The organism is Epilithonimonas sp., assembly GCF_056329745.1.
Genome location: NZ_JBWEYV010000001.1, coordinates 157940 through 183604, shown reverse-complemented (window position 1 = coordinate 183604; position 25665 = coordinate 157940). Strand labels below are relative to the sequence as shown.

General features: G+C 39.0%; 21 protein-coding genes, 3 tRNA genes and 1 pseudogene. 11 read left to right on the top strand and 14 right to left on the bottom strand.

What is annotated here, in order from left to right:
- Positions 1–108 precede the first annotated feature (108 nt).
- Both AC00Y6_RS00810 and prmA read left to right on the top strand, forming a co-directional pair.
- Positions 109–1908, top strand: a complete 1800-nt coding sequence (locus AC00Y6_RS00810; RefSeq protein ID WP_474488717.1) for a TonB-dependent receptor plug domain-containing protein — start codon at positions 109–111, stop codon at positions 1906–1908.
- Positions 1909–2011: 103 nt separating this feature from the next.
- A complete protein-coding gene (prmA, locus tag AC00Y6_RS00805; protein WP_474488716.1) occupies positions 2012–2839 on the top strand; it encodes a 50S ribosomal protein L11 methyltransferase in 828 nt (275 codons plus the stop codon).
- Positions 2840–2903: 64 nt separating this feature from the next.
- On the opposite strand, the gene AC00Y6_RS00800 is transcribed toward prmA, so the two are convergent.
- A complete protein-coding gene (locus AC00Y6_RS00800; protein ID WP_474488715.1) occupies positions 2904–3452 on the bottom strand; it encodes a GNAT family N-acetyltransferase in 549 nt (182 codons plus the stop codon).
- Positions 3453–4460: an N-acetylmuramoyl-L-alanine amidase gene (locus AC00Y6_RS00795; RefSeq protein WP_474488714.1), complete on the bottom strand. Its 1008-nt coding sequence runs from the start codon at positions 4458–4460 to the stop codon at positions 3453–3455.
- Positions 4461–4595: 135 nt separating this feature from the next.
- Between AC00Y6_RS00795 and AC00Y6_RS00790 the strand changes: the two genes are divergently transcribed.
- From AC00Y6_RS00790 to AC00Y6_RS00780, 3 genes are all read left to right on the top strand, one after another.
- A tRNA-Ser gene (locus tag AC00Y6_RS00790) sits at positions 4596–4680 on the top strand.
- A gap of 13 nt (positions 4681–4693) precedes the next feature.
- Positions 4694–4768: transfer RNA gene (locus AC00Y6_RS00785), tRNA-Pro, on the top strand.
- A gap of 100 nt (positions 4769–4868) precedes the next feature.
- Positions 4869–4942: transfer RNA gene (locus AC00Y6_RS00780), tRNA-Arg, on the top strand.
- 368 nt (positions 4943–5310) lie between these two features.
- On the opposite strand, the pseudogene AC00Y6_RS00775 reads toward AC00Y6_RS00780, so the two are convergent.
- Together AC00Y6_RS00775 and dusB are read right to left on the bottom strand one after the other, a co-directional pair.
- A pseudogene (locus AC00Y6_RS00775) lies at positions 5311–6082 on the bottom strand (class I SAM-dependent methyltransferase).
- Between the two features lie 324 nt (positions 6083–6406).
- A complete protein-coding gene (dusB, locus tag AC00Y6_RS00770) occupies positions 6407–7390 on the bottom strand; it encodes a tRNA dihydrouridine synthase DusB (RefSeq protein ID WP_474488921.1) in 984 nt (327 codons plus the stop codon).
- 186 nt (positions 7391–7576) lie between these two features.
- Here dusB and AC00Y6_RS00765 point away from each other — a divergent pair, with 186 nt between their 5' ends.
- Both AC00Y6_RS00765 and AC00Y6_RS00760 read left to right on the top strand, forming a co-directional pair.
- Entirely contained in the window at positions 7577–10042 is a 2466-nt protein-coding gene (locus tag AC00Y6_RS00765; protein WP_474488713.1) for a DUF5686 family protein, read from the top strand.
- A gap of 17 nt (positions 10043–10059) precedes the next feature.
- The gene (locus AC00Y6_RS00760) at positions 10060–10362 is read left to right on the top strand and encodes an MGMT family protein (RefSeq protein ID WP_474488712.1); all 303 of its coding nucleotides are present in this window, start codon (positions 10060–10062) and stop codon (positions 10360–10362) included.
- Positions 10363–10481: 119 nt separating this feature from the next.
- Here the strand turns inward: AC00Y6_RS00760 and AC00Y6_RS00755 are convergent, their stop codons facing one another.
- The 9 genes from AC00Y6_RS00755 to AC00Y6_RS00715 form a co-directional block, all read right to left on the bottom strand.
- The gene (locus tag AC00Y6_RS00755) at positions 10482–11504 is read right to left on the bottom strand and encodes a L,D-transpeptidase (protein ID WP_474488711.1); all 1023 of its coding nucleotides are present in this window, start codon (positions 11502–11504) and stop codon (positions 10482–10484) included.
- Positions 11505–11591: 87 nt separating this feature from the next.
- On the bottom strand, positions 11592–12557 hold the full coding sequence (locus tag AC00Y6_RS00750) for a YpdA family putative bacillithiol disulfide reductase (RefSeq protein ID WP_474488710.1): 966 nt from the start codon (positions 12555–12557) through the stop codon (positions 11592–11594).
- A 204-nt stretch (positions 12558–12761) separates the two neighbouring features.
- Complete coding sequence (locus AC00Y6_RS00745) at positions 12762–13067, bottom strand: chaperone modulator CbpM (RefSeq protein ID WP_474488709.1); 306 nt, start codon at positions 13065–13067, stop codon at positions 12762–12764.
- 2 nt (positions 13068–13069) lie between these two features.
- Positions 13070–13981, bottom strand: a complete 912-nt coding sequence (locus AC00Y6_RS00740) for a DnaJ C-terminal domain-containing protein (protein ID WP_474488708.1) — start codon at positions 13979–13981, stop codon at positions 13070–13072.
- A gap of 248 nt (positions 13982–14229) precedes the next feature.
- Positions 14230–14778 carry a lipocalin family protein gene (locus AC00Y6_RS00735; RefSeq protein WP_474488707.1) on the bottom strand — a complete coding sequence of 183 codons (549 nt, stop codon included), beginning with the start codon at positions 14776–14778 and terminating at the stop codon, positions 14230–14232.
- Positions 14779–14842: 64 nt separating this feature from the next.
- Positions 14843–15175, bottom strand: coding sequence for a 2Fe-2S iron-sulfur cluster-binding protein (locus tag AC00Y6_RS00730; RefSeq protein WP_474488706.1), 333 nt, complete (start codon positions 15173–15175; stop codon positions 14843–14845).
- Between the two features lie 120 nt (positions 15176–15295).
- Complete coding sequence (locus tag AC00Y6_RS00725; RefSeq protein ID WP_474488705.1) at positions 15296–16348, bottom strand: NAD(P)/FAD-dependent oxidoreductase; 1053 nt, start codon at positions 16346–16348, stop codon at positions 15296–15298.
- A 71-nt stretch (positions 16349–16419) separates the two neighbouring features.
- Complete coding sequence (locus tag AC00Y6_RS00720; protein ID WP_474488704.1) at positions 16420–17637, bottom strand: RsmB/NOP family class I SAM-dependent RNA methyltransferase; 1218 nt, start codon at positions 17635–17637, stop codon at positions 16420–16422.
- A 17-nt stretch (positions 17638–17654) separates the two neighbouring features.
- Positions 17655–18452 (bottom strand): HNH endonuclease, encoded by a 798-nt coding sequence (locus tag AC00Y6_RS00715; protein WP_474488703.1) that lies wholly within the window; start codon positions 18450–18452, stop codon positions 17655–17657.
- Positions 18453–18696: 244 nt separating this feature from the next.
- Here AC00Y6_RS00715 and AC00Y6_RS00710 point away from each other — a divergent pair, with 244 nt between their 5' ends.
- From AC00Y6_RS00710 to AC00Y6_RS00695, 4 genes are all read left to right on the top strand, one after another.
- Positions 18697–19290: a TetR/AcrR family transcriptional regulator gene (locus AC00Y6_RS00710; protein WP_474488702.1), complete on the top strand. Its 594-nt coding sequence runs from the start codon at positions 18697–18699 to the stop codon at positions 19288–19290.
- Positions 19291–19392: 102 nt separating this feature from the next.
- On the top strand, positions 19393–20733 hold the full coding sequence (locus AC00Y6_RS00705) for a TolC family protein (RefSeq protein WP_474488701.1): 1341 nt from the start codon (positions 19393–19395) through the stop codon (positions 20731–20733).
- A 58-nt stretch (positions 20734–20791) separates the two neighbouring features.
- A complete protein-coding gene (locus AC00Y6_RS00700; protein WP_474488700.1) occupies positions 20792–21853 on the top strand; it encodes an efflux RND transporter periplasmic adaptor subunit in 1062 nt (353 codons plus the stop codon).
- Positions 21854–21859: 6 nt separating this feature from the next.
- A complete protein-coding gene (locus AC00Y6_RS00695; protein WP_474488699.1) occupies positions 21860–25048 on the top strand; it encodes an efflux RND transporter permease subunit in 3189 nt (1062 codons plus the stop codon).
- An 86-nt stretch (positions 25049–25134) separates the two neighbouring features.
- Here the strand turns inward: AC00Y6_RS00695 and AC00Y6_RS00690 are convergent, their stop codons facing one another.
- Positions 25135–25581, bottom strand: coding sequence for a KTSC domain-containing protein (locus AC00Y6_RS00690; RefSeq protein ID WP_474488698.1), 447 nt, complete (start codon positions 25579–25581; stop codon positions 25135–25137).
- Positions 25582–25665: the final 84 nt, after the last annotated feature.

Below are 25665 nucleotides of genomic sequence, written 5' to 3'. Positions count from 1 at the left end.
TATTGATGCTTTCACAAGATTTCAAATATTATGTTTAGCATATTGTTTAGGTTGGTGTCACTGCTAATCTCTATATTTGCCGCCAATTATTAAAAATGAAGTCATATTATGAAGAGAATTATAACGGGTTTATCGGTTGCTGTCCTGGCAATTAACGCTTATGGGCAAAACCAGGAAAAAACCATTGATGAACTGAATTTACAGGGACGGTTTTTATCAATCCCGTACAATGATGTCAACGAAAATGTAACAGTGGTTACCAAAGAACAGATCAAGAATAGCCCTGCAACCAGCATTGATGAGTTGCTCCAATTTTACACCGGTATGGATATCAGAAGAAGGGGGTCAAATGGCGTGCAAAGCGATATTGCCATCCGTGGCAGTTCTTTTGAACAGGTGCTGGTTTTGATAAACGGCATCAGAATGAATGATTCTCAGACGGGGCATAATACCTTCAATATTCCGTTTGATATTTCTGCGGTAGAGCGGATAGAGATTATGAAGGGGTCATCGGCAAAACTTTATGGGCAAAATGTGTATGCCGGCGTTATTAATATTGTAACTAAAGCATCCGCAGAAGAACAAGTCGCAATAAAAGCGCAGGGTGGCGATTATAAAACTTATGATTTATCGGCAACAGGAACCTTTGGTACCGATAAATTTTCTAATCTTGTTTCTGTCAGCAATGGAGCTTCGGACGGATACCGATACAATACAGATTATCAGATTAGGAATGTTTTTTACCAAAACAGATTTAAACTTAATGAAGGAAATATAAGTCTGCAGGCCGGTTTTTCTGAGAAAAAGTTTGGTGCTAATGGTTTTTATGCCACGCCAACTGCGGTTAACCAATACGAGGAAACGCAGGCGTCTGTGGTGAGTTTGCAATATCAGCAAAAATTCAGAAACCTATCTGTTAACGGGAGTGTCTATTGGCGAAGAGGCCAGGATATGTATCTCTACGTTCGTCAAAACCCTTCCTACTATAGAAATATGCACATCGGTAATAATGTGGGTGGGACGGTAAATGCGACGTATCAATCATCAATTGGCGTAACAAGCATTGGTGTTGATTACCGGAAAGAATATCTCTTGAGCAGTAATCTTGGAGACAGGAATAGGGATGTTACGCAGGTCTTTTTTGACCACCAGTTCAAATTTTTTAACCAAAAACTGGAGATTAATCCTGGTGCAAGCTGGGCCAATTATTCGGGGGATAATTTTTTCTATCCCGGTGTAGATGTTGGTTTTATCTTCAACCCGCAGCACAAAGTTTTTGGCGCCATATCCAAAGGTTTCCGTATTCCCACGTTTACAGATTTGTACTACAAAAGTCCGACAGAAACCGGAAATCCTAACTTAGTACCGGAGTCGGCGGTGTCCTCGGAATTGGGATACCGTTTTCAGAATCCTAAAATTATGGCTAAAATCAGTGGATTTATAAGTAATACCAACAATGGTATCGACTGGCTTAAGCAGTCTCCACAAAGCCCTTGGAGAGCAGAGAATGTGGGTAAAATTAACCTGAAAGGTTTTGAAACCGAATTCAAACATCAGCTATTTCCGTTCCTCAATTATAGGTTGGCTTATACCTATTTGGATAATCAATATAAAAATGAGTCCTTTTCGCGCTACGCATTACAAAATTTGAGGCATCAACTGGTGGCGCAGTTGGATGTTAAGTTTCTCAAAAATTTTAGCAATCAGCTGATATACAGATATTCTGAAAGGGTTAACCTGGGAAGTTACAATACGCTGGATGAGCAGATTAATTTCCGTCACAAAAACCTTAATCTGTATGTTTTGATTAATAATCTTACCAATGCACAATACACCGAAACAAGCCTTGTGCCGATGCCTGGGAGATGGTTTCATGTCGGGTTTACATATCAAATCAAAATGAATTAATTAGTAAAAATGCTCTAGGAACCTTAGCCTCAATGAAAGGATTTGTCACATTAGCCTTATAGAAATGTTTTTTAAATAACTTAAATTTGCTGAAAATATAAAAATGGCAGCCTACTTAGAATTTAATTTTAAAATAAACCCACTGCAACCTTGGAACGAGATACTGATGGCAGAGTTGATAGAGATTGGTTTTGACAGCTTTACCGAAGAGTATGACGGCATCTTGGGATATATTCAGAAAGATATTTTTAATGAAGATGAACTGAAAAATATTTTTATCCTGCAAAATGATGAGGTTGAAATCTCCTATACCTACGAGGAAATGCCGAATATCAATTGGAATGAGGAATGGGAAAAGAACTTTTCCCCGATCAATGTGGAGGACAAAGTACTTATTCGGGCAGAGTTTCATGAATCTAATCCAGAAATGCACGAGATTGTGATTCAGCCCAAAATGTCATTCGGAACAGGCCATCACCCCACAACACACCTCATGATTCAGCAAATGCTGGATATGGATTTGGAGAACAAAAAAGTGCTGGATATGGGTTGCGGAACTTCTGTCTTAGCCATTTTTGCCAAACAAAAAGTTGCCGGAAGAACCGTTGCCATTGATATTGATGAATGGTCTGTAGAAAATTCCAAAGAAAATGCGGCGCGGAATAATGTAGAATTGGAAATAGAACTCGGCACGGCGGAGAATCTTGGCAAAGAGAAATTTGATATTATCCTGGCCAATATCAACCGGAATATTTTGATTTCGGACATCCCAACTTATGTTTCTGTGTTAGAAGATGGTGGGAAATTGCTGTTGTCAGGGCTTTGTTTCTTTGATGTGGATGATATCCTAGAAGTCTGTACAGAACAGCATTTGAAGCTCGAAAAGAAAATCCAGAGAGAAGAATGGGTTTCTCTATTGTTGAGTAAATAATAATTAAACTAAGCTTGTTCAAATAAAACCCTCGAAAATCAATTCGAGGGTTTTTTGTATATTTTTAATGATTTAAAAAATCGGTTTCCAAAATAGCATATCCATAATTATCAGACCAACCCGATGGTAGAGGTAGCAACTGTCTGGTGTGTGCCTCCCTCGTCATTCCCGACTTTTCTAAAACGTTTATTGATCCAATATTTGCGACGGAGCAACCTGCTTCAATCCGATGGAGTTTCAGTTCTTGAAAACCAAAATGAAGTATTCGTTTGACACTTTCTGTTGCGTAGCCTTTATTCCAGAACGCTTTATTAAACTGAAACCATATTTCTGCATTTTTGTAGTGTTCCTTTCCCAGATTAATACCAATCAGACCAATGAATTGATTATTATTTAAGAGGTCAACTGCAAAAGTAAAGCGTGTAATTTTCTCTTTTTGATTTTCAAAAATCCAATTGTTGACTACAGTTTTGGATTCGTGGATACTTTCAGGCACTTTGGAAGTGTTATATCTCGCAGTTTCTTCCATCGTCTGAAGATCAAAAATAGATTCATAATCCTTTTCAGAAACAGGGCGGAGAAGTAATCTCTCCGTTGTTAGATTGATTTTCATCTATTTTTGCGGATATTTTTGGATCAATGCCTGCAAAATAGCCCAGGTTTCGGCATCCAGCAATCCATTGTAATTGTTTGGGCGGAAATGGAACTGAAAGGCTTCAAGAGTTTGCTTGGTTGCCTTATCCCAAGCTCCGTTAACTGTTAAGTTATAACCAAATTGTACCAATTGCTGCTGTATTTTGGACACAAATACTGGATCGTTGTATTGGGTTACGAGTTCTTCGTTCGCTAAAATCTGCGTCTGTAAAGCTTGTTTTGTAGCTTCATCATACCACATCCCAATTTGGTACTCGTCATAAAGCCTTTTCCATGGGAAAAGTGGACCAGGATCCTGCTTTCTGGTTGGAGCAATGTCTGAATGTGCCAAGATGTTGGTTGGGGGGATATTATAACGGGTTACGATGTCTTTGACCAGCGCAGCAACTTTCCGGAACTGCTCATCCGGATAAGGGTAGAAGACACGGTTGTTGGCAGAATCGGTGGTGTAGCCGCGGTTCACAATCTCGATGCCTATCGACGTGTCATTCAGTTGCTGGTCTTTTCTCCAAAAACTGATGCCGGCATGGTACGCCCTTTTGTTTTCGTCCACAATCTGGTAAATGTCTTTATCTGGCAAGGTACTCACAAGGTAATGCGCGCTCACAGATTGCTGTGTAAGCGTAGAAACAGATTTGTCATCATCCAGTGCCGTGTAATGTAAAATAACATACCGTTGGCGAAAGTTTTGCCCCAAAGAAGGGAAATAAGTTTTATCAATCTTATAGCCCAGAGGTTTTGCACTTACTATAGAACCATAACTGACGGTGTTGTCATTCTTGGTAATATCCGCAATATTAATTTTATAATATTCGCCTTCATCAGCTTTTATAGCTGGCTTTTTTTCCAGCACAACCGGTTTGGGAGCTGTGTTAATATGTGAAGTTTTATTTTTTATATTTTTTTGCTGAGATCCACATGAAAGTATCGTTAGTCCTAAGGCTGTGAAATATAAGGAATTACGCATTGGTATTGGGTTTAAGTGATTATTATGATTCAAAAATATGAAAAAAAAAGAAGAAAAAGTTTTGGTTGGTAACGAAAAGTCTTCTATATTTGCACTCGCAATTGAGCAGATAACGATCTTAAAATAATTTCTAAAGGAGGGTTGCCAGAGTGGTTAATGGAGCAGTTTGCTAAACTGTCGACCCGAAAGGGTCGCAAGGGTTCGAATCCCTTACCCTCCGCATTAGAAAATCTCGGGGCGTAGCGTAGTCCGGTCATCGCGCCTGGTTTGGGACCAGGAGGTCGCAGGTTCGAATCCTGCCGCCCCGACAATTTTTGATAGTTTTACAAAAACTATTCATCAGTACTTTGCTCTTATCGACAGAGCAGTCCGGTTTAATCGGAATAATCACAGTACATAACGTTATTAGGGTGCGTAGCTCAGCTGGATAGAGCATCTGCCTTCTAAGCAGACGGTCAAAGGTTCGAATCCTTTCGCGCTCACTTTTTAAATCAGACACTTATAAATTATTGTAAGTGTCTTTTTATTTTTATAAACAGTGAAAACTGTATATTTTAAGGTATTGGTAACATTGCTTTGAGACTGAGCTAAAATTTTTGATCATAACAAATAACATTGGATATGGCTGGCCTTATTGTGTGATCGCCAAAAGTTTTTTTTAAATGAAAAGAGATTTGTTAAAAGATTCAATTTTCAAAATACCGCCAAAACTAACTTTCAAGAAATCATTTTAAGATATTTTGGTAAGCATCGGACTCAGGAATGAAGGATTAGCAGAAGCCACGAAAGAACTCAACAATAGAAAATTGTAGTTTTTTGAAAAAGGTTATACCCGATAGCTGCTTATGTGCTAGATATTTTCTTTCTTTTTTACAACAATTGAGTAGATAAGTGGGACTTTCTTATCTAAGTGTTTGATCCTATATTTTTTCTCCTCATACTCCATCATGTTACTGAATACATTATAAGGAGAGTAATCATATTCCTGAATAGATTGCAATTCCAAAGAATGGCTTAATAAACCGGTAAGTACTTCACTCATACTATGATTCCATGTTACGTAAGATTGACATATAGCTGCATTCTTGTCAGCATAGGTTCCGTTTTCAATTTCTACGATAGGCTCTACATTAAAACAATGGTATCTGATTTTATCGAAATTTTCATCAAACATCCAGACTATAGGATGAAATTCAACAAAAATAAATTTTCCGCCAGGTTTTAAATATTTTGAAATTAGTTCTCCCCACTTATCTAGATCTGGCAACCAAGAGATGGTACCATAACTTGTAAAAACAATATCAAACTGCTGATCTAGATGATTTCCCAAATCATAAAGGTTACAGCAGATAAATTCGGTGTCAGAACCTATCAGAAAGATCTACGCCTGTAACTTTTGCCCCCAATCTACTTAATGATACACTGTCCTGTCCAAAATGGCATTGCAAGTGTAAGATTGTCGTTCCCTGGATATCACCAAGTAGTTCTAGTTCGATCGTATTTAGTGAGGTTTCACCTGTCATAAATCCTTCCATATTGTAGAATTTGGACTTTAGGTGGGGATCTATTCGATTATTCCAAGAGTTTTTATTAATTTCTATATAATTGTCTTCAGGAATCATTAGTATGGATTTTTAGCTTTTTTGAGGTATGATTTGTTAGGAATTTTAATTCTGATTTTAATAAAAAATAATTTATCCTTCAAGAAATTAAAATGTAAAAATACGTTGTGATGTCTAATCCAGAAGTCACTTCATTTTATACATGCAAAAAAGTCGAAATTTTATCTTTAGGAACTTTCCACTTAAATTATTATTAACAGAATTAGTTGTTCAAGTTAACTAATTGACAATTAATAGTTTAGTAGTTGTTTTTAGAATATCGTTTTGGAGAGAAGATAAAGTTGGTAAAATTTCATTTGAAATTGGACATCAAAAAATTATCTTCTATACTTCTGCATAAAATTGTCTGGCTTCATCAATAATTTCGTCCATCTCAGCTAGCGATAAGGCCTGCAAAAATTTGGTCTTGAATTCTTTAAAATGAGGAATTCCCCGGAAATAGTTGCTATAATGTTGGCGCATCTCCACAAGTCCCGGTCTTTCGCCCTTCCATTCCACAGACCACAAAGCATGGTTTTTTACAGCCTCCAGCCTTTCGGAGATTGTGGGTGGTGGCAAAATCTCGCCAGTGGCAAAGAAATGCTTGATCTCGTTAAAAATCCAAGGGTAGCCAATAGCGCCTCGGCCAATCATAATGCCGTCGCAATCGTATTTTTGTTTATATTCCAGAGCCTTCTCTGGAGAATCGATATCGCCGTTCCCAAAAATAGGGATTTCTATATTTGGATTGTTTTTGATTCTAGAGATGTGATCCCAATGGGCTTCCCCTTTGTACATCTGGGAGCGTGTTCTGGCATGTATCGTGAGTGCTTTGATGCCCGTTTCCTGCAAGCGTTCAGCCACTTCATCAATGTTGATGCTATTGTCATCCCAGCCCAACCTGGTTTTTACAGTAACAGGAAGGTGGGTAGAACTCACCACAGCTTTGGTAAGCCTTACCATTAGGTCAATATCTTTCAACACACCGGCGCCAGCACCTTTGCAAACTACTTTTTTAACTGGGCAACCAAAATTAATATCCACCAGATCTGGCTCTACGGTCTCTACAATCCTGGCAGACATAGCCATAGCCTCTTCATCACCTCCAAAAATCTGAATTCCTACAGGACGCTCGTAATCAAAAATGTCAAGTTTTTTACGGCTTTTGATAGCATCGCGGATTAATCCTTCAGAAGAAATAAATTCTGAATACATAAGGTCTGCACCATGCATCTTACAAAGTTTGCGAAATGGCGGATCACTCACATCTTCCATCGGAGCAAGCAAGAGCGGAAAATCCGGGAGTTCTATATTGCCAATTTTTACCATTCTGCAAAGATAATAATTCATTTTTGGATTTGTAGAGTAGCATTACTAAGCTTTTAATCAGCATTTTTTTAACAGCTTTGTCTTCCATCGCATTATTTGAAAATTATTGGCTTAACTTGTATTAATTATATAATTTTGGCTGCAAAATTGCCTTGGCAATAATTTAATATTAATAACAACTGTCTCATGATTAAAAATTTCCTGCTGGTTTTATCTTTTCTGTCCTCTATAGCGCTTTTGTCACAAAGTACTTTAACAGTTTACAGAGCAGACAACCATAAGCCGCTGCAAAATGCCAAAATCTATTGTGATAACACCTTTCTGGGGGAGACTGATGATAAAGGCGTTGCTACTTTTACTACCAAATGTCCCAAGGTAACGGTGGAGCTTATAGGTTTTATTGGTGATGAGGTGGCTGTAGATAAAGTGATGGAACTTTCTCTGGATCGCGATAATGCCAAAACCAGAGATATACAAGGGGTTGTCCTCAGTAATCAAAGTGATCCAAAAGCTCTGGCAATTATTGATAAAGCATTCAGGAATTTTAAAGACAATTCACCTAAGGCGCTGGATTCCTATTCTTATAAATCATATGAAAAAATGTCTTATGATGTAGATGCTGATAGTGTCAAATCTTACACAAAATTTTTTGATGCGAGAAAAGATTCTCTGTCAAAAGTGGCAGACCGTGGCCTCCATCAAGATGCTAAACAGAAAAAAGATTCCCTAGAAGGTGAGCAAATGATGGGCATTGTAAAGGTGAGCAAAATGTTCCTTTGGGAACGTGCTATGCAGTATTTATATTCCAAAAAATATGGTGAAAAAGTTAATGTTTTGGACAATAGGATTTCGGGGCTTCAAAATCCGGTATACGAAATGTTAGCTTTAAGATCTAACCGGAACAAAGTGCCTCGTGAAATTTTACCTGAAAACCGAACGCTTTACCGTTACTTTTTAACAGATTCTATCCAAATTGATGGGCGCGATAATTATGTGATTCGTTTTCGCCAAGTTGATTACAAAACTCCTGTGAACAGAAGAAAATACAATGGTTATCTTTATATAGATAAGGATTCTTACGCCGTAAAGAAAATAGAAAGTAACAGCAAGGTTAAGACAGATGGCAGCATCACTTCCGTTTGGATTCCTATTGACAATAAGTGGTTTCTCAAAAGTGAAAACCTGAAAATAAAAATGGGCTCGTCAGAATTTTCAACGGTTAAGAAAAAGGAAAATGAAACAGCTGAAGAAAAAAAAGAACGGTTATCCAAAGTCAAAAAATTTGGTAATTATGCTTATATGAAGGCTGATTACTTTGATTTCCAGTCGCCAGTAGAGCTTAAAGCTTCACAATTCAATGGCTATACCATGAGCGTACAAAGTGCAGACGGAACCCTTTTGGATAAATATAGGACGGACAGTTTATCTGCAAGGGAAAAAAATACCTATGTAAAGATTGATAGCCTTGGAAAAAAATACGGACTAGACCGGAAAGTGAGTATTATAAGTACTTTGTTACGAGGTAAAATAAGGTTCGGTATGTTTGATATTGATCCTATGCAAAACAAATATAACCGTTACGAAGGTCTTCGTTTGGGAGCTGGTTTTAAACTGAATGAAAGATTTAACCGTTATATTTCGCCGGATGTTTATTTTGCATATGGTTTTAAAGATCATAATTGGAAGTACGGTGCAGGTCTGGATGTCCGTACAAGTCTGGAGAGAAATTCATTCTTCAGAATCAACTATTTCCATGATGTGGATGCCTCTGGTAGATTTAACCAGAATTTGTGGAACATGAAAATGACGATCAACAACAGTGGTATGCTGATTCAGAACGATAAATATTACAAATATGACGGTGTAAGGCTGGCTTATGAGATTGATCTTACGAATGCCCTTACATTGAATATCTCTGCAAAAAAGCAGTCTGAAGAAGCCGGGTTTGATTATCAGTTTATGGGAGAGAGTGGCAAATTCAACAACTTTAGTTCTATGGCAACGCTTAAGTTTTCGCCCAACAGCAGAAATGTAATGACACCGCAAGGAAAATACACTTTTGACCAAAAGTATCCCGAAGTCTATTTTAATTACGAACAAGGTTACAAAACCTTGGGCGGAGATTTTAACTACAGTCGTTTTGATATTCTTTATACCCACCAGTTCCGCACCATTTTGGGTACTACCGGAACCCGGGTGTACGGTGGTTATTATTTTGGAAAAGCTCCAATTTGGCATACATTTGAAATGGGAGGATTAGATTCAACAAAAAATACTGGGGTTCTTTCCAACTTTAACCTCACTACGTATTTGGGCTTTGCAACAATGACTTCTGGAAAATATTTTAACGACAAGTTTGGTGGATACTTCCTTACGCACCGCATCCCATGGTATTTTAAAAGTTTTGGTAAAAATACCTCCAGTTTTGACTTTGTGTACAAAGGTATTATTGGTGACATGAAAAACCCGGAGTATCATCAGTTTGATTTCTCACCGCTTAACCATCTTTATCAGGAAGTCGGTTTAGAATACAATAACTTTTTGAGCTCTAGGTTTAATTTAGGTTTTTTCTATAGAGTAGGTTATTATGCCACAAATAATTTTAAGGACAATTTTGCAGTACAGCTTAAATTTAAATTTCTTGAATTTTAAAAAGAATAGTTTACAGGATGGATGCATTATTCAAGCAACAGGTTTATGAGATTGCAAGGCTCATCCCACGCGGTCGCGTTTCTACTTATGGCGCTGTTGCAAAGGCTGTAGGTTACCCCAATCATTCCCGTCATGTAGGCAATGCTATGGGTGGATGTCCTGCCGATATTCCTGCTCACCGCGTCATTAGCAGCAGTGGTAAATTATCTGTTCCCAAATTTAGAAGAAGATTAGAAGAAGAAAATATTGTGGTTCAGGACAATGGAAGGATAAAAGATTTTAAAACCTTATTCTGGGATCCTGTCCGTGAAATAAAATAAGCGCTGCCAGTTTTGGCAGCGCTTTTTGTTTCCGAAATCAAAATTATAATTGATGACTGTAAGATTAATTTCAGTATTAATAAAAAAATATATTAAATATATTAACACCTTTTCATATTTCAATTTTGGCTTTTAACGGCCAAAAGCGAATCTGATTTAGCTTTTTTCTCTTGTTGAACCTGCAGTATAACCGCTTCTCTGTTATCTTGTTCCTTGATAATTTCTGCAAGTTTAGGTTCTATAATTTTATTCATTTGATCTTCAGACATATTGTTCGCATCAGGCGAATCCAGCAACTTTTTCCAAGGTCTCCTTTTGCCCCAAGGATAATCGCCATACACAATTACAGGTGTTCCTTTTGCTCTGGTAGATTGTCCGCCTTTGTTTAAAACCCATGTGTCTACCCATCCATACATCCATTTGGCATCCTCTTCTAACATGCGCAGGCAGGAGTGTGAAGCCGGATATCCAGGCATCGAATATTGGTGCCACCCAATACCATCAAAGTTGGCGATATTAACATTCCATCGCAGTTTCCACTCATCACTAACAGTCGAGATGGCGACTTCTTTTTTCCAGTTGGCAAACATCAAACCTGTTTTGGTAGGGGTTGCTTTTTTTCCCATGCTGGTCGGTCCCCATTTTACAAGATTACCGTTTTCGTAAACACCAAAAGCCTGAATGGGATAGGAGAAGAAAACAAATTTCTTAACATTCTCAAGACTTGTTACATGGCCAGGAAACGGAGAATATCTTAGGAAATCATCTTCTATCTTGGCAGGTACCACAAGCGTATCTGCTCTGCCAATATTGGATTTATCCAAACGGTTCAGCGCCAAGATGGTGTAAAGAGCTTTTCCGGTGAATTCTTTTTTATTTTGTAAAGAAACTGAATCTGTGTTTTTATAAACCCAAGGATAGAATCCAAAATCTTTTCTCGGGATAACAACATCAGGAACTTTTGGTTTTTCTTCCTCTTCTTTTTCTTCATCTGGCTTCTTATCATCAGAAGGAAGGACGTCTGTAACCTGATTATTGTTATTATTGGAGGAAGGCAAAGCTTCGTCTTTTTTACACTGGATCAGGAAAATACCGGACAATAGTAATAATGTGAATGTGTTTTTAGTTAATCGGATATTCATAGTTTTTCTTTCTCAGCCAAGGAATTACAAAAAGAATACCATCTTTTGGCATAGTTTGGGTTGATATTAAGTTTTGTATTAATAATTTCAATCTCTTTTGTTGACAATGTCGGAAACAATCTGTTTTGCATGGATCCTGGAATTTTCTATGAACCAAAGATGCGTGTCCCTACCACCACAAACTACACCAGCTAAATAAATACCTTCAACATTGGTTTCCATCGTTTGGGGGTTGTAGCTTGGGTTTTCACATTCGCCATTGAGTTGGATGCCTGCGTTTTTCAAAAATTCAAAATCCGGTAAATAGCCGGTTAAAGCGAGTACAAAATCATTTTGAATGTCATGGATTTCATCATCATTGGTTCTAAAGATAACACTGTTGGATTTTATTTCCAACAGTTCAGATTCAAAATAAGCCTGAATGCTTCCTTCTCTGATTCTATTTTCGATATCAGGTCTTACCCAATATTTAACGTTTGTCGAGATGTCTTTATTTCGGATAATCATGGTGACATTACCACCTTTCCTGTAAATCTCCAACGCCGCATCTACCGAGGAGTTGCTGGATCCTATCACCACCACATTCTGGAAAGCGTAGGGGTAAGGTTCGGTATAATAATGCCTCACTTTAGCTAATTCTTCTCCAGGTACGTTCATCAGATTAGGGATGTCGTAGAAGCCGGTAGCAATGATTATGTTTTTGGCGTTGTAGTTATTTTTGTTTGTAGTAACTGTAAAAGCATCGGCCTTATTAATGCGCAAAACTTTTTCATAAAGTCTGATGTTGATTTCTTTTTGCCGGGCGATACCTTGGTAATATTCGAGAGCATCCTGTCTGCCGGGTTTAGGTTTTGCAGTGATAAAAGGGATTTCATCAATCTCCAGCCGGTCGGCGGTGGAAAAAAATGTCATGTACAGGGGATAATTATAGAGACTGTTGGCCACAGTACCTTTCTCTATAACAAGGTAATTCAGCTTGTTTTTTTTAGCTTCCAGCGCGCAGCCAAGACCTATGGGGCCGCCACCGATAATGATGACATCGTATAATTCCATCAAGCTAATTTACGGAGAAAGTTTTATCTGTTTTGTGTTTTTTAGTTAATTGTGTATGACATCGCAGTGTATTATTATCTTTAGAGATCGTAATATTTATTATAAGGAGTTAATGAACTTTATAGAATAAAAAAGAGTTAGACTTTTTAATGTCCAACTCTTTTTTGTTTATTTTCTAAATTCAAAATGCATTCATAAATACATTTAAAACTCAATATCTTCCCACTCTCCCAGCTTGATAGCGTTCTGCATCAGCCTTCGGTTTCTGTTTTTCAGGTCTTCCATTTGGCTAAGCAACTGGTGGATAATTTCTATGCCCGGAAGATTGACATCCAGGTCATAATGCCAGTTGGCAAAGCGTTCCAAATGTGGCAGCTCTTCGTAAACAATGTAGCGCACGCTGTTCTCGGTCTGCGGATGCAGCAATTCGGAATCAATCAGCTGATCTATAAAGCTGTAATCTATTTTGTACAGCCTGATAATGTCTTCTACGGAGATTCTTTCTGTCATTGTTAAGAATTTTTAAGTTGCTGGAAAAGTTCTTTTTGTGCATCGGTCAGGTTGGTCGGGATCGTCACATTATATGTCACATAGAGGTCACCAAACTGGCCTTCTTTTTTATAAACCGGGAAGCCTTTACCTTTTAGGCGCACTGTGGTGCCGTTTTGTGTTTCCGGTTTTACTTTCAGTTTTACAGAGCCGTCTAGGGTCTGGATGTTGACATCTCCGCCCAAAACTGCTGTGTAGAGATCAATATCTACGGTGCTTCTCAGGTTGTCGCCTTCCCGTTTGAAGTCTTTGTCTTCGGTAATGGTAAAGGTGATGAAAAGGTCGCCGTTTGGACCTCCGTTTATTCCCGGGTTGCCGTGACCTTTCAGTTTGATCTGTTGGCCATCATAGACACCTGCCGGGATGGTAATCCTCACTTTTTTGCCATTGATATCAAAAGTTTGCTGATGCGTTTTGGCAGCATCCCTCAGGCTGAGCGTCAGTTCTGCCGAAACATCCTGACCCTTGAATTTGCCACTGGCACTACCTCGCGAACTTCTTCCAAAGCCACCGCCACCGCCGCCACCAAACATCGACTGGAAGAAATCCGAAAAATCTTCGCCCTCGCCAAAATTGGCACCCGAGAAGCCAGCACCGCCTCCCGAATATTGCTGGCGCTGCTGTTGCTGCGCACGCTCATACTCCTCGCCATGCTTCCAGTTTTCGCCATATTTGTCATACTTGGCGCGGTTTTCTGCATTACTCAGCACCTCGTTTGCCTCGTTGATTTCCTTGAATTTTTTCTCCGCCTCTTTGTTGTCCGGGTTCATATCCGGGTGATATTTGCGAGCAAGTTTCCGGTAAGCCTTTTTAATGTCGTCCGCAGACGCATTTTTTTCAAGCCCCAGGATCTTATAATAATCGATAAATGCCATATGATTAATTAGATTTCTATAAAAATACTACGATCCCAAAATTAGCAATTACTTTTCCAAAAGACAAACTTCCGCAGCCCGATTTTTAGGAGCATCATGCTATCATTTAGTTTCAACTTGTTACCCGCTGTCCACTGTATCTTTTTCTCCCTAGCAAATGCCTAAGCCAAAAAAAGGATGCCGTTTCCATCGGGGCTAGGTTTGGGTTTTGCTTTCAGTTGATGTTTTTTTGCGTTATAGTAATAAAATTAGTTGGCAGACTGCTCTACCCAGATGAGTTGGGAGGTGTCATAACCAATGGATTTCGCCTTGGCAAGGAATCGGGTTTTTACAGAGTTCGGGATTGTTTTTTCGCGGGAAAGAATCCAGAGATAATCCAGGTTTTTACCGGCAATCAGGGCATATTGGTAATCACCGGCAAGGTCTATCACATTATAACCTGCCCAAAATGGTTTAAAAAAAGACACCTTCAGCCTGCCCTCATTTCCAACATTGACAAATTTAGCTTCGCCAATGCTCTGTTTCCATTCTTTCTTGACATAATCGTAACCTTGGTTATTTACTTTTATGCTGCCATCACGGTTTTTGGAGTAGGTGGCGGTCACTTGGTTGAGGTTTTTCTCAAATTTAAAATCAAACCTCGCTATCTCGTACCATTTACCAAGATACTTCTCCGAGTCAAAATTTTGTATGGCAATCGCCTTTTCGGGGATTCCAACTGAACATGATTTTAGTATGAAAAGCCCTAGAGCCGCGGCAGAAAGGGCAAGAATAGTTTTTGTAGGAGATAATTTCATTGGGAATTATTTTTAAGCAATATTTAACAAAAATAATTCCATTATAAATTGAAAATGGATTAAGCTAGTATTCCGGAGCCAGTTCTACTATTAGGCCTTCCAAATCATCTGTTAATGGAATTTGGCAGCCCAGGCGGCTGTTTGGTTTTACGTTAAAGGCTTCGGACAGCATTGCTTCCTCATCGGGTAACATTTCCGGTAACGGGACATTGTCACTCAGTACATAACATTGGCAAGAGGCGCACATAGCCATGCCACCGCAGATACCAATGGTGCCTTCCGGAGCCAACTCATAAGCACGCACAACTTCCATCAGGCTCATAGCCATATCAGTGGGTGCGGGAATGGTGTGAGAAACGCCCTCGCGGTCTATAATTGTAATATTAACGTCTGACATATTGCAAAGATAAGAATAGATGTTAAAGAACAGAAATTAGAGATAAAGAATTTGAAGGATGATAAAAAAAGAGGGTTAAAAACCCTCCTAAATATTGTAAGTTAAAAGAAAAATTAACTTTTAGTCTATCGCTTTTACAACTGCTTTTTCGGCTTCTTTTCTGGTGCCGTCAAAACCGTCAACGCCGCTTACGGTAGTGTATTTTAATACGAATTTTTTACCGGGGTTCAATCTGTTATACACACTCTGACACATTAGCGTAGCTTCATGGAAACCACAAAGGATTAATTTTAATTTTCCGGGATAAGTATTGACATCACCAATTGCATAGATCCCTTCGATATTGGTTTGGTAATCCAGGGCATTATTTACTTTGATCGCATTTTTTTCGATCTCAAGTCCCCATTCTGCCAACGGACCCAGCTTAGGTGTCAATCCAAATAATGGGATAAAATAATCTGTTTCTATAATGGTTTTTTCGCCATTTTTGGTAACTTCTATTGCTGTTAGTTTATCATCCCCAATTAACCCGGTGACTTCCGCAGGGGTTACCAGATTGATTTTTCCCTGGTTTTTAAGCTCCTGAACTTTTTCCACAGAATCCAAAGCCCCACGGAATTCATTACGTCTGTGGATCAAAGTGACGTCAGAGGCGACATCAGCAAGGAAAACCGACCAGTCCAAAGCAGAATCTCCGCCGCCGGCAATCACAATCTTTTTATCACGGAACATTTCAGGATTTCTTACAAAATACTCGATGCCGTTTTCTTCAAACTTTCCAACGTTTTCCAACTCCGGTTTACGCGGGTCAAAACTTCCCAATCCTCCGGCAATGGCAATAGCTTTACCTTTCACCTTTGTGCCTCTGCTGGTGGTTACGATGAAACCGCCGTCTTCCGTTTTTTCATAACTGATAGCTTTTTGAGCCAAAGAAAACTGTGGTTCAAACTGTTTGATCTGCTCCATCAAGTTATCTACCAAAACGCCGGCATCCACACTTGGGTATCCAGGGATGTCAAAGATGGGTTTTTTAGGATAAAGTTCTGTTAGCTGACCACCAGGCTGCGGAAGGGCATCAATAAGATGGCATCTCATTTTTAACAAACCGGCTTCGAAAACGGCGAAAAGCCCTGTAGGACCGGCACCTATTATAATGATATCTGTTTCAAACATTGCTCGTAATTTTGCTATGCAAAGCTAGGGATTATTGGTGATTTTAGAATGATTCTAAAGTATGATATTAGTTAGCTGACCTTTTCTTCGTTTCTTTTAATCAATGCCATATAAAAGCCGTCATAGCCTTCGCTCGGCATTATTTTTTCGTCTTTGACCAAAGAAAAGTCAGGATTGTTTTTCAAGAATAATTTTACCTGTTCATTATTTTCCGAAGGGAGAATGGAACATGTAACGTAGATCATCTGTCCTCCTTTTTTGAGTATCTTAGAATAATCCTGCAATATCTGCTGTTGCTCGCCCTTGATACGGTCTATAAAGTCCTGGTCAATTTTCCATTTAGAGTCTGGGTTCCTTTTCAAAACGCCAAGTCCGGAACATGGTGCATCTATCAACAACCTGTCTGCCTTCTCATGGAGCCTTTTGATAACCTTGTTGTCAGAAATCAGCCTTGTCTCTATATTGTGCGCTCCGGCTCTTTTGGCACGCCTTTTAAGCTCTGCCAGTTTCCATTCGTAGATGTCTAGGGCAATAATTTGCCCTTTGTTTTTCATGAGTGCGGCCAAGTGAAGTGTTTTGCCACCGGCGCCGGCGCAGGCATCCACCACGCGCATGCCTTCTTTAACATCTAGCAATTCGCCAATTTTTTGGGAACTGGCATCCTGTACTTCAAAAAGCCCGTCTTTGAAAGCGGAAGTTAAAAAGACATTCTTTTTCTCCTCCAGCTGTACGGCATCAGGATAATTTTTGATGGTGAAGCACTCTACATTTTCGTCACGCAAATCTGCAACCAGCTCGCGCGGTGTTGTTTTCAATGTGTTGGTTCGTAAAACTGTTGGGGCTTGCTCGTTAAGAGCCAGCATTTCTCTTTCCCAGTTTTTCCCGAGTTCTTTTTCCAGCGTTTCTGCGAGCCATTCTGGCACCGAGTATTCGATTGCTTTTGTGGGAACGGTACCTTTTTTCAGTTTTGTGAGGATGTCCGCTACCTTGATGCCATCAAATTCCTCAAATTTTTTGTAATGGGATTTGCTCCACAAAAGATAAGCGAGAATCAGTTTATAAACATTGTTCGGTTTTACGCCTTCGCCCATGTAGTACTCTAGGCGTTTTTTCCAGCGGATGATGTTGTAGAAGATTTCGGAAACGGTTTGCCTGTCTTGGCTTCCCCATTTTCTATGCGCTTTCAGGAGGCGTTCTATGACTTTGTCTGCGTATTTTTTCTCCTGAAAAAATGTCTCCTGAAGTGCATCGTGGATCCCTATCAGAAGATTGCGGTGTATTAGTTCCATTAATTATATTACGAATGTTATGATTTATTTTTAATAAGGCTGGTTTGTACGTCGCCCCAGTTTTCCCCGGATTTAATCCTATAGATCTGCATATCCGACACACCAAAACGCTTTGCAAGTTTTGAGGCTTGTTCGCCTTTTTTCAACTTACGTTTGATAAGAACCACATCATTATAAGACAGTTTTGACACTGCTGTTCTGTCTTTTTTTGGAGCAGAAATTTTGTATTGGATAAATTTTGGACTTTCAAAACTTCTTTTGACAACTTCTTCTTTTGTAGCCCAATCTAGGTTTTCTATTCTGTTATCTTTTTTATCAAAATTTTTGTGGATCACAAATTTTTTGTTCTCCGGATCATCGTTTGGGATGAAAAGCTCTGCCACAGCTTTATGAACCAAAAGGTGATAATATTTGCCTCTACTTTTCAGGTCTTTGGTACGCTGTTTAGAGAGTTTGCTGACGCAAGACTTGATGTCGTCTGCCAGAGTATTGATTCTATTTGTAGCAATTTGCAGTTCTTGTCCTGATGTCCCTTTCAGTTTTACCAAACGTTTTAGTTGACGGGCTTCTGCGCGCAAAGCGGCTATGAGATTGCTCTGTTCCTCAAATTTTAATTTCATCTTTTCCGAAATAGGTTCGAACTGCGTGAAACTAATAATGGGATAACCTTCGCGCATGCTGCCTTTTAGGATTTTGCCTTCGGGATTGTTTTTTGTTACCGATTTTACTTCGCCATACTTAGAAAAAAAAAGTTGATAGGTTTCGTCAAAATCTTCTCCGAATTTATAAACCTTCCATTCGTCGCTGTTTGTCATCAATAAAAAAGATTTGTTATCAAGATTGAGTTTATTCAACGGTTTAATCTACAGTTTTTTAAAGGTTTTAGTTTGGCGCAAAGTTAGTTATTTATAAATTAATATAACCGGCATCCTTTCTCATCATGCAGAAATAGCCATATTAAGCCAATGTTAATTGTGTGGGGAAATTAAAATTTTGAGGTTTAACAATTTTGTCAAAAATGAAATTTGACATAAATTTGCACAAAATTGTTTAACAAAAATGTCAAATCTAGAAAAAAAGGAGCAAACACAGGAATTGATAAAAGAGACTACAAAGAAGCTTTTTTTTGTTCAGGGCCGGTTTGATGCGACCACTCAAGAGATTGCAGATGAGGCAGCTATAAACAGAACTTTGATCAATTATTATTTCCGCTCCAGAGACAACCTGGTTCAGATTGTGTTTGATGAAGCCCATCAGGTGGAAAAGAAAAAATCGGAGATCATTATGAACTCTGATTTATCTTTTAAAGAAAAAATTGCAGGGTTTATTGAAAATAGTTTGAAAACCAGTTTGCAATACCCTTATCTAGAAACCTATATTGTTTCTCAGATCAATAAGGGAAGTTGTGTGAAAAAGGATATGGAGAAAGATGAGGTGGACCGTTTTTATAAAGATATAGAACAGGAGATGGAGCTGGGTCATATCCAAAAGATGGAGCCAATGCAATTTATACTGAATATGATTGCCCTGTTGGTTTTTCCCAGTGCAATACGCCCGCTTTTTATGGAAAATATGATGATTGATGATAAGGAGTTTGACCGTCTTATAGGCGACCGAAAGGATATTATCCTGAATATGTTATTTAAAAATTAATGATCATTCTAAAGTATTTTACACGGCTGTCCGTTCATTAGAAATGATATAATATAATAAACAGAGAATTAACGATATTAATAAATTATGACCTTTAACAAAATGATACAGTTGAAAAAACTGGCGTTGAGCATTTTGACCGTTACGGGATCCTTACTGTATTCCCAGCAGATCATTACGCTAAAGCAAGCCATAGAATATGCCCTGCAGAACAAATCCGATGCGCTGAAAGCCAGATTGGATATTACCAATGCCGATGCCAAGATCCTGGAAGCTAAAGCCGGAGCGCTTCCCAAATTAAACGGAAGTGCCAACCTTACATACAACCCAATTTTGCAAAAGAGTGCGTTGCCAGGGGAGTTTTTTGGAGCGCCCGGAACTGTAATAATGGTGCCGTTTGGTCAAAAGTGGATTGCAGGTGCAGGCGTACAGTTGCAGCAGGCACTGTTTAACCAGCAGGTTTTTATTGGGCTGAAGGCGGCAAAATCAACTAAAGAATTTTACCAACTCAATGCAGACCTCACCGATGAGCAGATTATTGAAAGGGTTTCTAATGCTTATTTTCAGGTTTTTACCGTGCAGCAAAATCAGGAGACGCTGGAAAGCAGCTATACCAGTACCGAGAAAGTGCGAAATATTATCAAGAGTCTTTTTGATAACGGTTTGGCCAAGAAGATTGATTTGGACAGAACCAATGTGAATCTTACCAATATCGATACCAGTATCAGACAAACTAGAAATGGAGTGGTGCAGGCAGAGAATGCACTTAAGTTTTACATGGGAATGCCTATCGAAAATAAAATCCAGCTTGTGAAAGAAGATATGGAGATTACGCCACACTTATTGGAAAATACAGTAAGTTCCGATAACCGTACCGAGGTAAAAGTGTTACTTAAAAACAAAGAATTACTAGAGTTTAATAAAAAGGCGACGGAGGCTGCGTACTATCCAACAGTTAACCTAAATGCCAATTATAACTGGCAAGGGATGGGACGTAAGTTTCCGCTAACCAATGGCAGTTCCAATGGTGTTTACTGGTCAGATTATTCATCTATTGGTTTAGGAGTTAATATTCCTATCTTCAATGGTTTTTCTACCAAAGCCAAAGTTCAGCAGGCACAGATTGAAATTGATAAGCTAAATGTGGATATAAAGGATACAAAGTTGGGCCTTGACTTGGCTTATCAGAATGCAAAATCGCAAATAGAAAATAGCCTCTCTACATTGGATAATCAAAAAGCTAACATGCAGTTGGCAGAAGATGTACTGTCCAATACCAGAAGTAACTACCAGTACGGTTTGGCAACATTGACAGATCTGTTGGATGCGGAAAATGCACTGGTACAGGCTAAAAATAATTATACAACATCTGTACTGGATTATAAAATCGCAGAAATACAGTATTATAAATCTAAAGGCGAACTTAAAAATTATATCAAATAAACTCTCCGAAACGCAATATTTAAAAAGACCATTCAATTATTAGAAAATTTAATTACAAATGAAAAAAACTATTATATATATCATCGTGGCGGCAGTGCTGGTTGGTTTGGCAGCTTATAAAATTGCCGATAACAAAAAAAAGCAGGAAACCGAAGTAAAAGAAGTTGCCAAACAGGTGGACAAAATTAACGTCAACGTTATTACTGCCGGCCGACAAAATATAGATACCGATTACTCGGCCAACGGAACATTTATTCCAAAGCAAGAGAGTAACCAGTCTTCTGAAATATCGGGTAGGATTACCCATGTTTATGTACAGGAGGGATCGCGGGTTGCTGCAGGACAGGTGTTGGCTACTATTAAAAAAGATGCGATAGAAGTAGATGTTACCCAGGCGCAGAATAATCTACAAAACGCCATCTTGGATAACCAACGTTATGAAAATGCCTTTAAGACGGGAGGTGTTACAAAACAACAGCTGGATAACTCTAGGCTACAACTTAAAAATGCTCAGGCGGCTGTAAGAGCGCAGGGTGTAAGAGTGGGGGACACAAGCATCCGTGCAGGTATCAGCGGAACAATTAATAAGAAAATGATAGAGCCAGGCGCTGTGGTAGCACCGGGAACAGCATTGTTTGAGATCGTGAATATCAATTCTCTCAAGCTTTCAGTGTTGGTAGATGAGAGCCAGATTGGTAAAATCCAGATTGGTCAGGAAGTGAAAATCAATGTGAGTGTTCTTCCCGAAGATTCTTTTGCCGGTAGAATCACATTCATTGCACCTAAAAGTGATGCATCACTTAATTTCCCTGTAGAAATCGAAGTGCAAAACAGAGGTAATCTAAAGGCCGGTATGTATGCAACAGCGGTCTTCAAAACCAACAATGGTGCGGCGACTCAAAATATGATGACGGTGCCTGCAGAGGCTTTTGTAAACGGGGTAAGTTCTGGTCAACTTTTTATCGTACAAAATGGTGCTGCTAAGCTGATAACAGTGCAGACCGGTAAAGTTTATGGCAACAAAGTGCAGATTCTGAGTGGACTTAATAATGGTGAGCAAGTCATTACCAGCGGACAAATCAATCTAGACAATGGTTCGAAAATCAATATTGTAAAGTAGCAGAATATGAAGTTAGCAGAAATATCTATTAAAAGGCCATCCCTTATTATTGTATTATTTACAATATTAACATTGGGAGGTATTTTGAGTTACTCTATGATGGGCTACGAATTGATTCCGAAATTCGAGACTAATATGGTGACTATTTCTACAATTTATCCCGGAGCTTCGCCAAGCGAGGTGGAAACATCAGTGACCAGAAAAATTGAAGATGCTGTTGGTTCTTTGGAGAATGTGAAAAAAGTGGAGGCTTCTTCGTTCGAAAGTCTTTCTGTCATTATGGTTCAGCTTAATCCAGGTGCAGATGTCAACTATGCCTTGAATGATGCTCAGCGTAAAGTGAATGCCATCATTGCAGACTTGCCCAAGGATGTGAAAACACCTTCACTTAACAAATTTTCATTGGATGATTTACCAATTATCACAATGAGTATGTCCAGCGATAAACTGAATAATAAACAGCTCTACGACCTACTGGACAAGAAGATTCAACCAATATTTTCTCGTGTAAACGGTGTTGCGCAAGTTAATCTGGTTGGTGGTCAAAAAAGAGAGATTCAGGTGAATCTGGATGAGAAGAAACTGCAAGGCTACGGGCTTTCCGTTTCCGATGTTCAGCAGACTATCCTTTCCTCCAACCTCGATTTTCCAACGGGTGCCCTTAAAACCAGAACCTCAAAATCTACCATCCGTTTGGAAGGTAAATATAAATCTGTGGAGGAAATGAACAATCTGGTTGTTTCTTCCAAAAACGGGGCTCAGGTAAGATTGTCTGATATTGCTACGGTTTTTGACGCTCAGAAAGATGCAGAAAAAGTGGCGAGATACAATCAGTCTTCTACGATATTGATGCAAATCAAAAAACAGTCTGATGCCAATGCTGTTGCGGTTTCTGAAAGCATCACGAAAACAGTGGATGAAGTCATGAAGAATTACAAATCCCAGGGTGTCAAAATTCAAATTGTAGATAATAGCACAGACTTTACGTTAGAAGCGGCCAATCATGTTATTTTTGACTTGTTTCTGGCTATTATTTTGGTGGCTGTGGTCATGTTATTGTTTCTTCACAACATCCGAAATGCTTTTATTGTAATGGTTTCTATTCCTATATCTTTGATTGCCACCTTTATCGGGATGAAGCTGATGGGATATACTTTGAACCTTATGAGCCTACTTGGGCTTTCATTGGTGGTTGGTATTCTAGTAGATGATGCGATTGTGGTTCTAGAAAACGTTTACCGCCATATGGAAATGGGTAAAAGCAGAATCCGTGCGGCCTATGATGGTGCTTCGGAGATTGGATTTACCGTTTCTGCGATTACATTGGTAATTGTGGTAGTTTTCCTTCCAATTGCGATGAGTACAGGATTGGTGGCGAATATCCTGGCGCAGTTCTGTGTTACGGTGGTTATTGCGACTATTTTTTCATTGTTGGCATCGTTTACTATTATTCCTTGGTTATCTTCAAGGTTTGGAAAATTGGTTCATTTGACGGGTAAAAATCCTTTTGAGAAATTTATCCTTTGGTTCGAGAAACAGTTGGACAAATTTACGCATTGGATTACAGGAATCCTGGAATGGTGCCTCAAAACAACATTGAGAAGAATAATGACCGTAGTTGTTACATTTTTGATATTGATTGCATCATTTATGCTGGTAGCTTTCGGATTTATCGGAGGAGAATTCTTCCCAAAAATGGACCGTGGACAGTTCCTTGTTCAGATGGAATTGCCAAAAGATGCGTCAATAGAAAAAACCAACCAAGTCACTCTGGAAGTTGAAAGATTTCTCAGAAATGACAAAGATGTAGTAGATTTGATTACTACTGTTGGTCAGCAGTCCACAGGATTTGGTGGTGCTCAGGCAACGCTTTACAAATCGGAGATTCAGGTTAACCTGACAGATAAATCCGAGCGTTCTGAAAGTACAGACATCAAGTCAGCAAAAATAAAAAGAGCTTTGGCAGAAAAATTCACGGGCGTTGAATTTAAAACTGCACCAATCGGTCTAATGGGAGCCAATAATGCTCCAATCGAATTGGTAGTAACAGGCCCAGATAACGCCACTGCAAACAAAGAAGCGAATAGAATCCTTGCTTTACTGAAAAAAGTTCCGGGTTCTGTAGATGCTGAACTTTCTACAGACGAAGGAAATCCCGAAGTACAAGTAAAGATAGATCGTGATAAGATGGCGACTCTCGGGCTTAATCTTTCAAGTGTTGGACAAACCATGCAGACCGCATTCAATGGGAATACAGACGGGAAATTCCGTGCTGGAGAATATGAATACGATATCAATATCCGGTTTGGTGATTATAATAGACAATCCATTGATGATGTTAAAAATTTGATGTTCACCAATACGAAAGGCGAACAGGTGCGTCTAAGCCAATTTGCGGATGTGAAAATGGGTTCAGGACCGAGTTTGTTGGAACGTAGGGACAAAGCACCTTCGGTAAAAGTGAAATCGAAAGTTGTAGGTCGTCCTGTTGGTGATGTTGCCAACGAATGGGCCGCAATGTTTATGAACAACGAGAAAACGAAACCAGCAGGGGTAGAATATGTTTGGAGTGGCGATATGGAGAACCAGACGGAAGGATTCGGAACATTGGGTATTGCCTTGCTGGCAGCTATTATCCTTGTTTATCTAGTAATGGTATCGTTATATGACAGTTTTGTCTATCCGTTTGTGGTATTGTTTTCCATTCCGCTGGCATTAATTGGTGTAATGGTCATCCTGGCATTAACAGGCAACTCCCTCAATATCTTCACAATGCTGGGGATGATTATGTTGATTGGTCTGGTAGCAAAAAATGCCATCTTGATTGTCGATTTCACAAACATGAGGAAAGCGGCAGGTGCGACCACACACGATGCTCTGGTTCAGGCTAACCACGCTCGTCTTCGCCCTATCTTAATGACCACCATTGCGATGATTTTTGGGATGTTACCAATTGCATTGGCAAGCGGTGCGGGAGCAGAGATGAACAAAGGTTTGGCTTGGGTAGTTATTGGTGGTTTGACCTCGTCATTATTCTTGACTTTGATTATTGTACCGGTGGTTTATTCATTATTTGATTCAATTCTAAGAAGAATGGGCAAAGATGAAAAGGTCGATTATGAAGCAGAGATGAAGGCGGACTACGTTCACAAAGAATTAAGTGAGGACGGCTTTACACCAAAACACACAGATTAATTCGGTTTGTTGAGGTATATCTTTATAAAAAAAGTGCATCAGTTTTAATTGATGCACTTTTTTTTGTTTTAAGTTGATAAGAAATCTTATTCAGCTGCTACTTCGCCAGACTTTCTGTATATAAAGTTGCCATAAATGTGGCGTCTTGCAAAACGGCTTGGTGAGTCAGAATTCACCATTTTGATGTACGTATTCCTTGGTACACCAATATATTCGTACGTTTTACCGTTTAAATGCTGAACCGTAAGGATCGATTTTTCAAGATAAAAATCCTGAATGTTGGATTGTGTAATGGTTTCCGTATATTCGGTTTTATACTTTTCCTGCGTCTCTTCATGAATACTGACCAGAAAATGGTAGGCTTCTATTACAGATTTACTTTTCTCTTCGGCTTCCAGTTTACCGGCTTTATCATTCACAAATTTGTCCGGATGCGTATCCTTCATCGCGTTTCTGTAAACGGTTTTCAGGTCTTTAAGCGTTGCTGTTTTATCTACGCCCAATAGTTTCCTGTGTTCGCCAATTCTTTTCATAATGTTATATCTCTATTTCGGGGTGCAAAATTAGTCTAATTAATTTTAAAAATCATAACTTATTCATTATTAATTTGATTGATG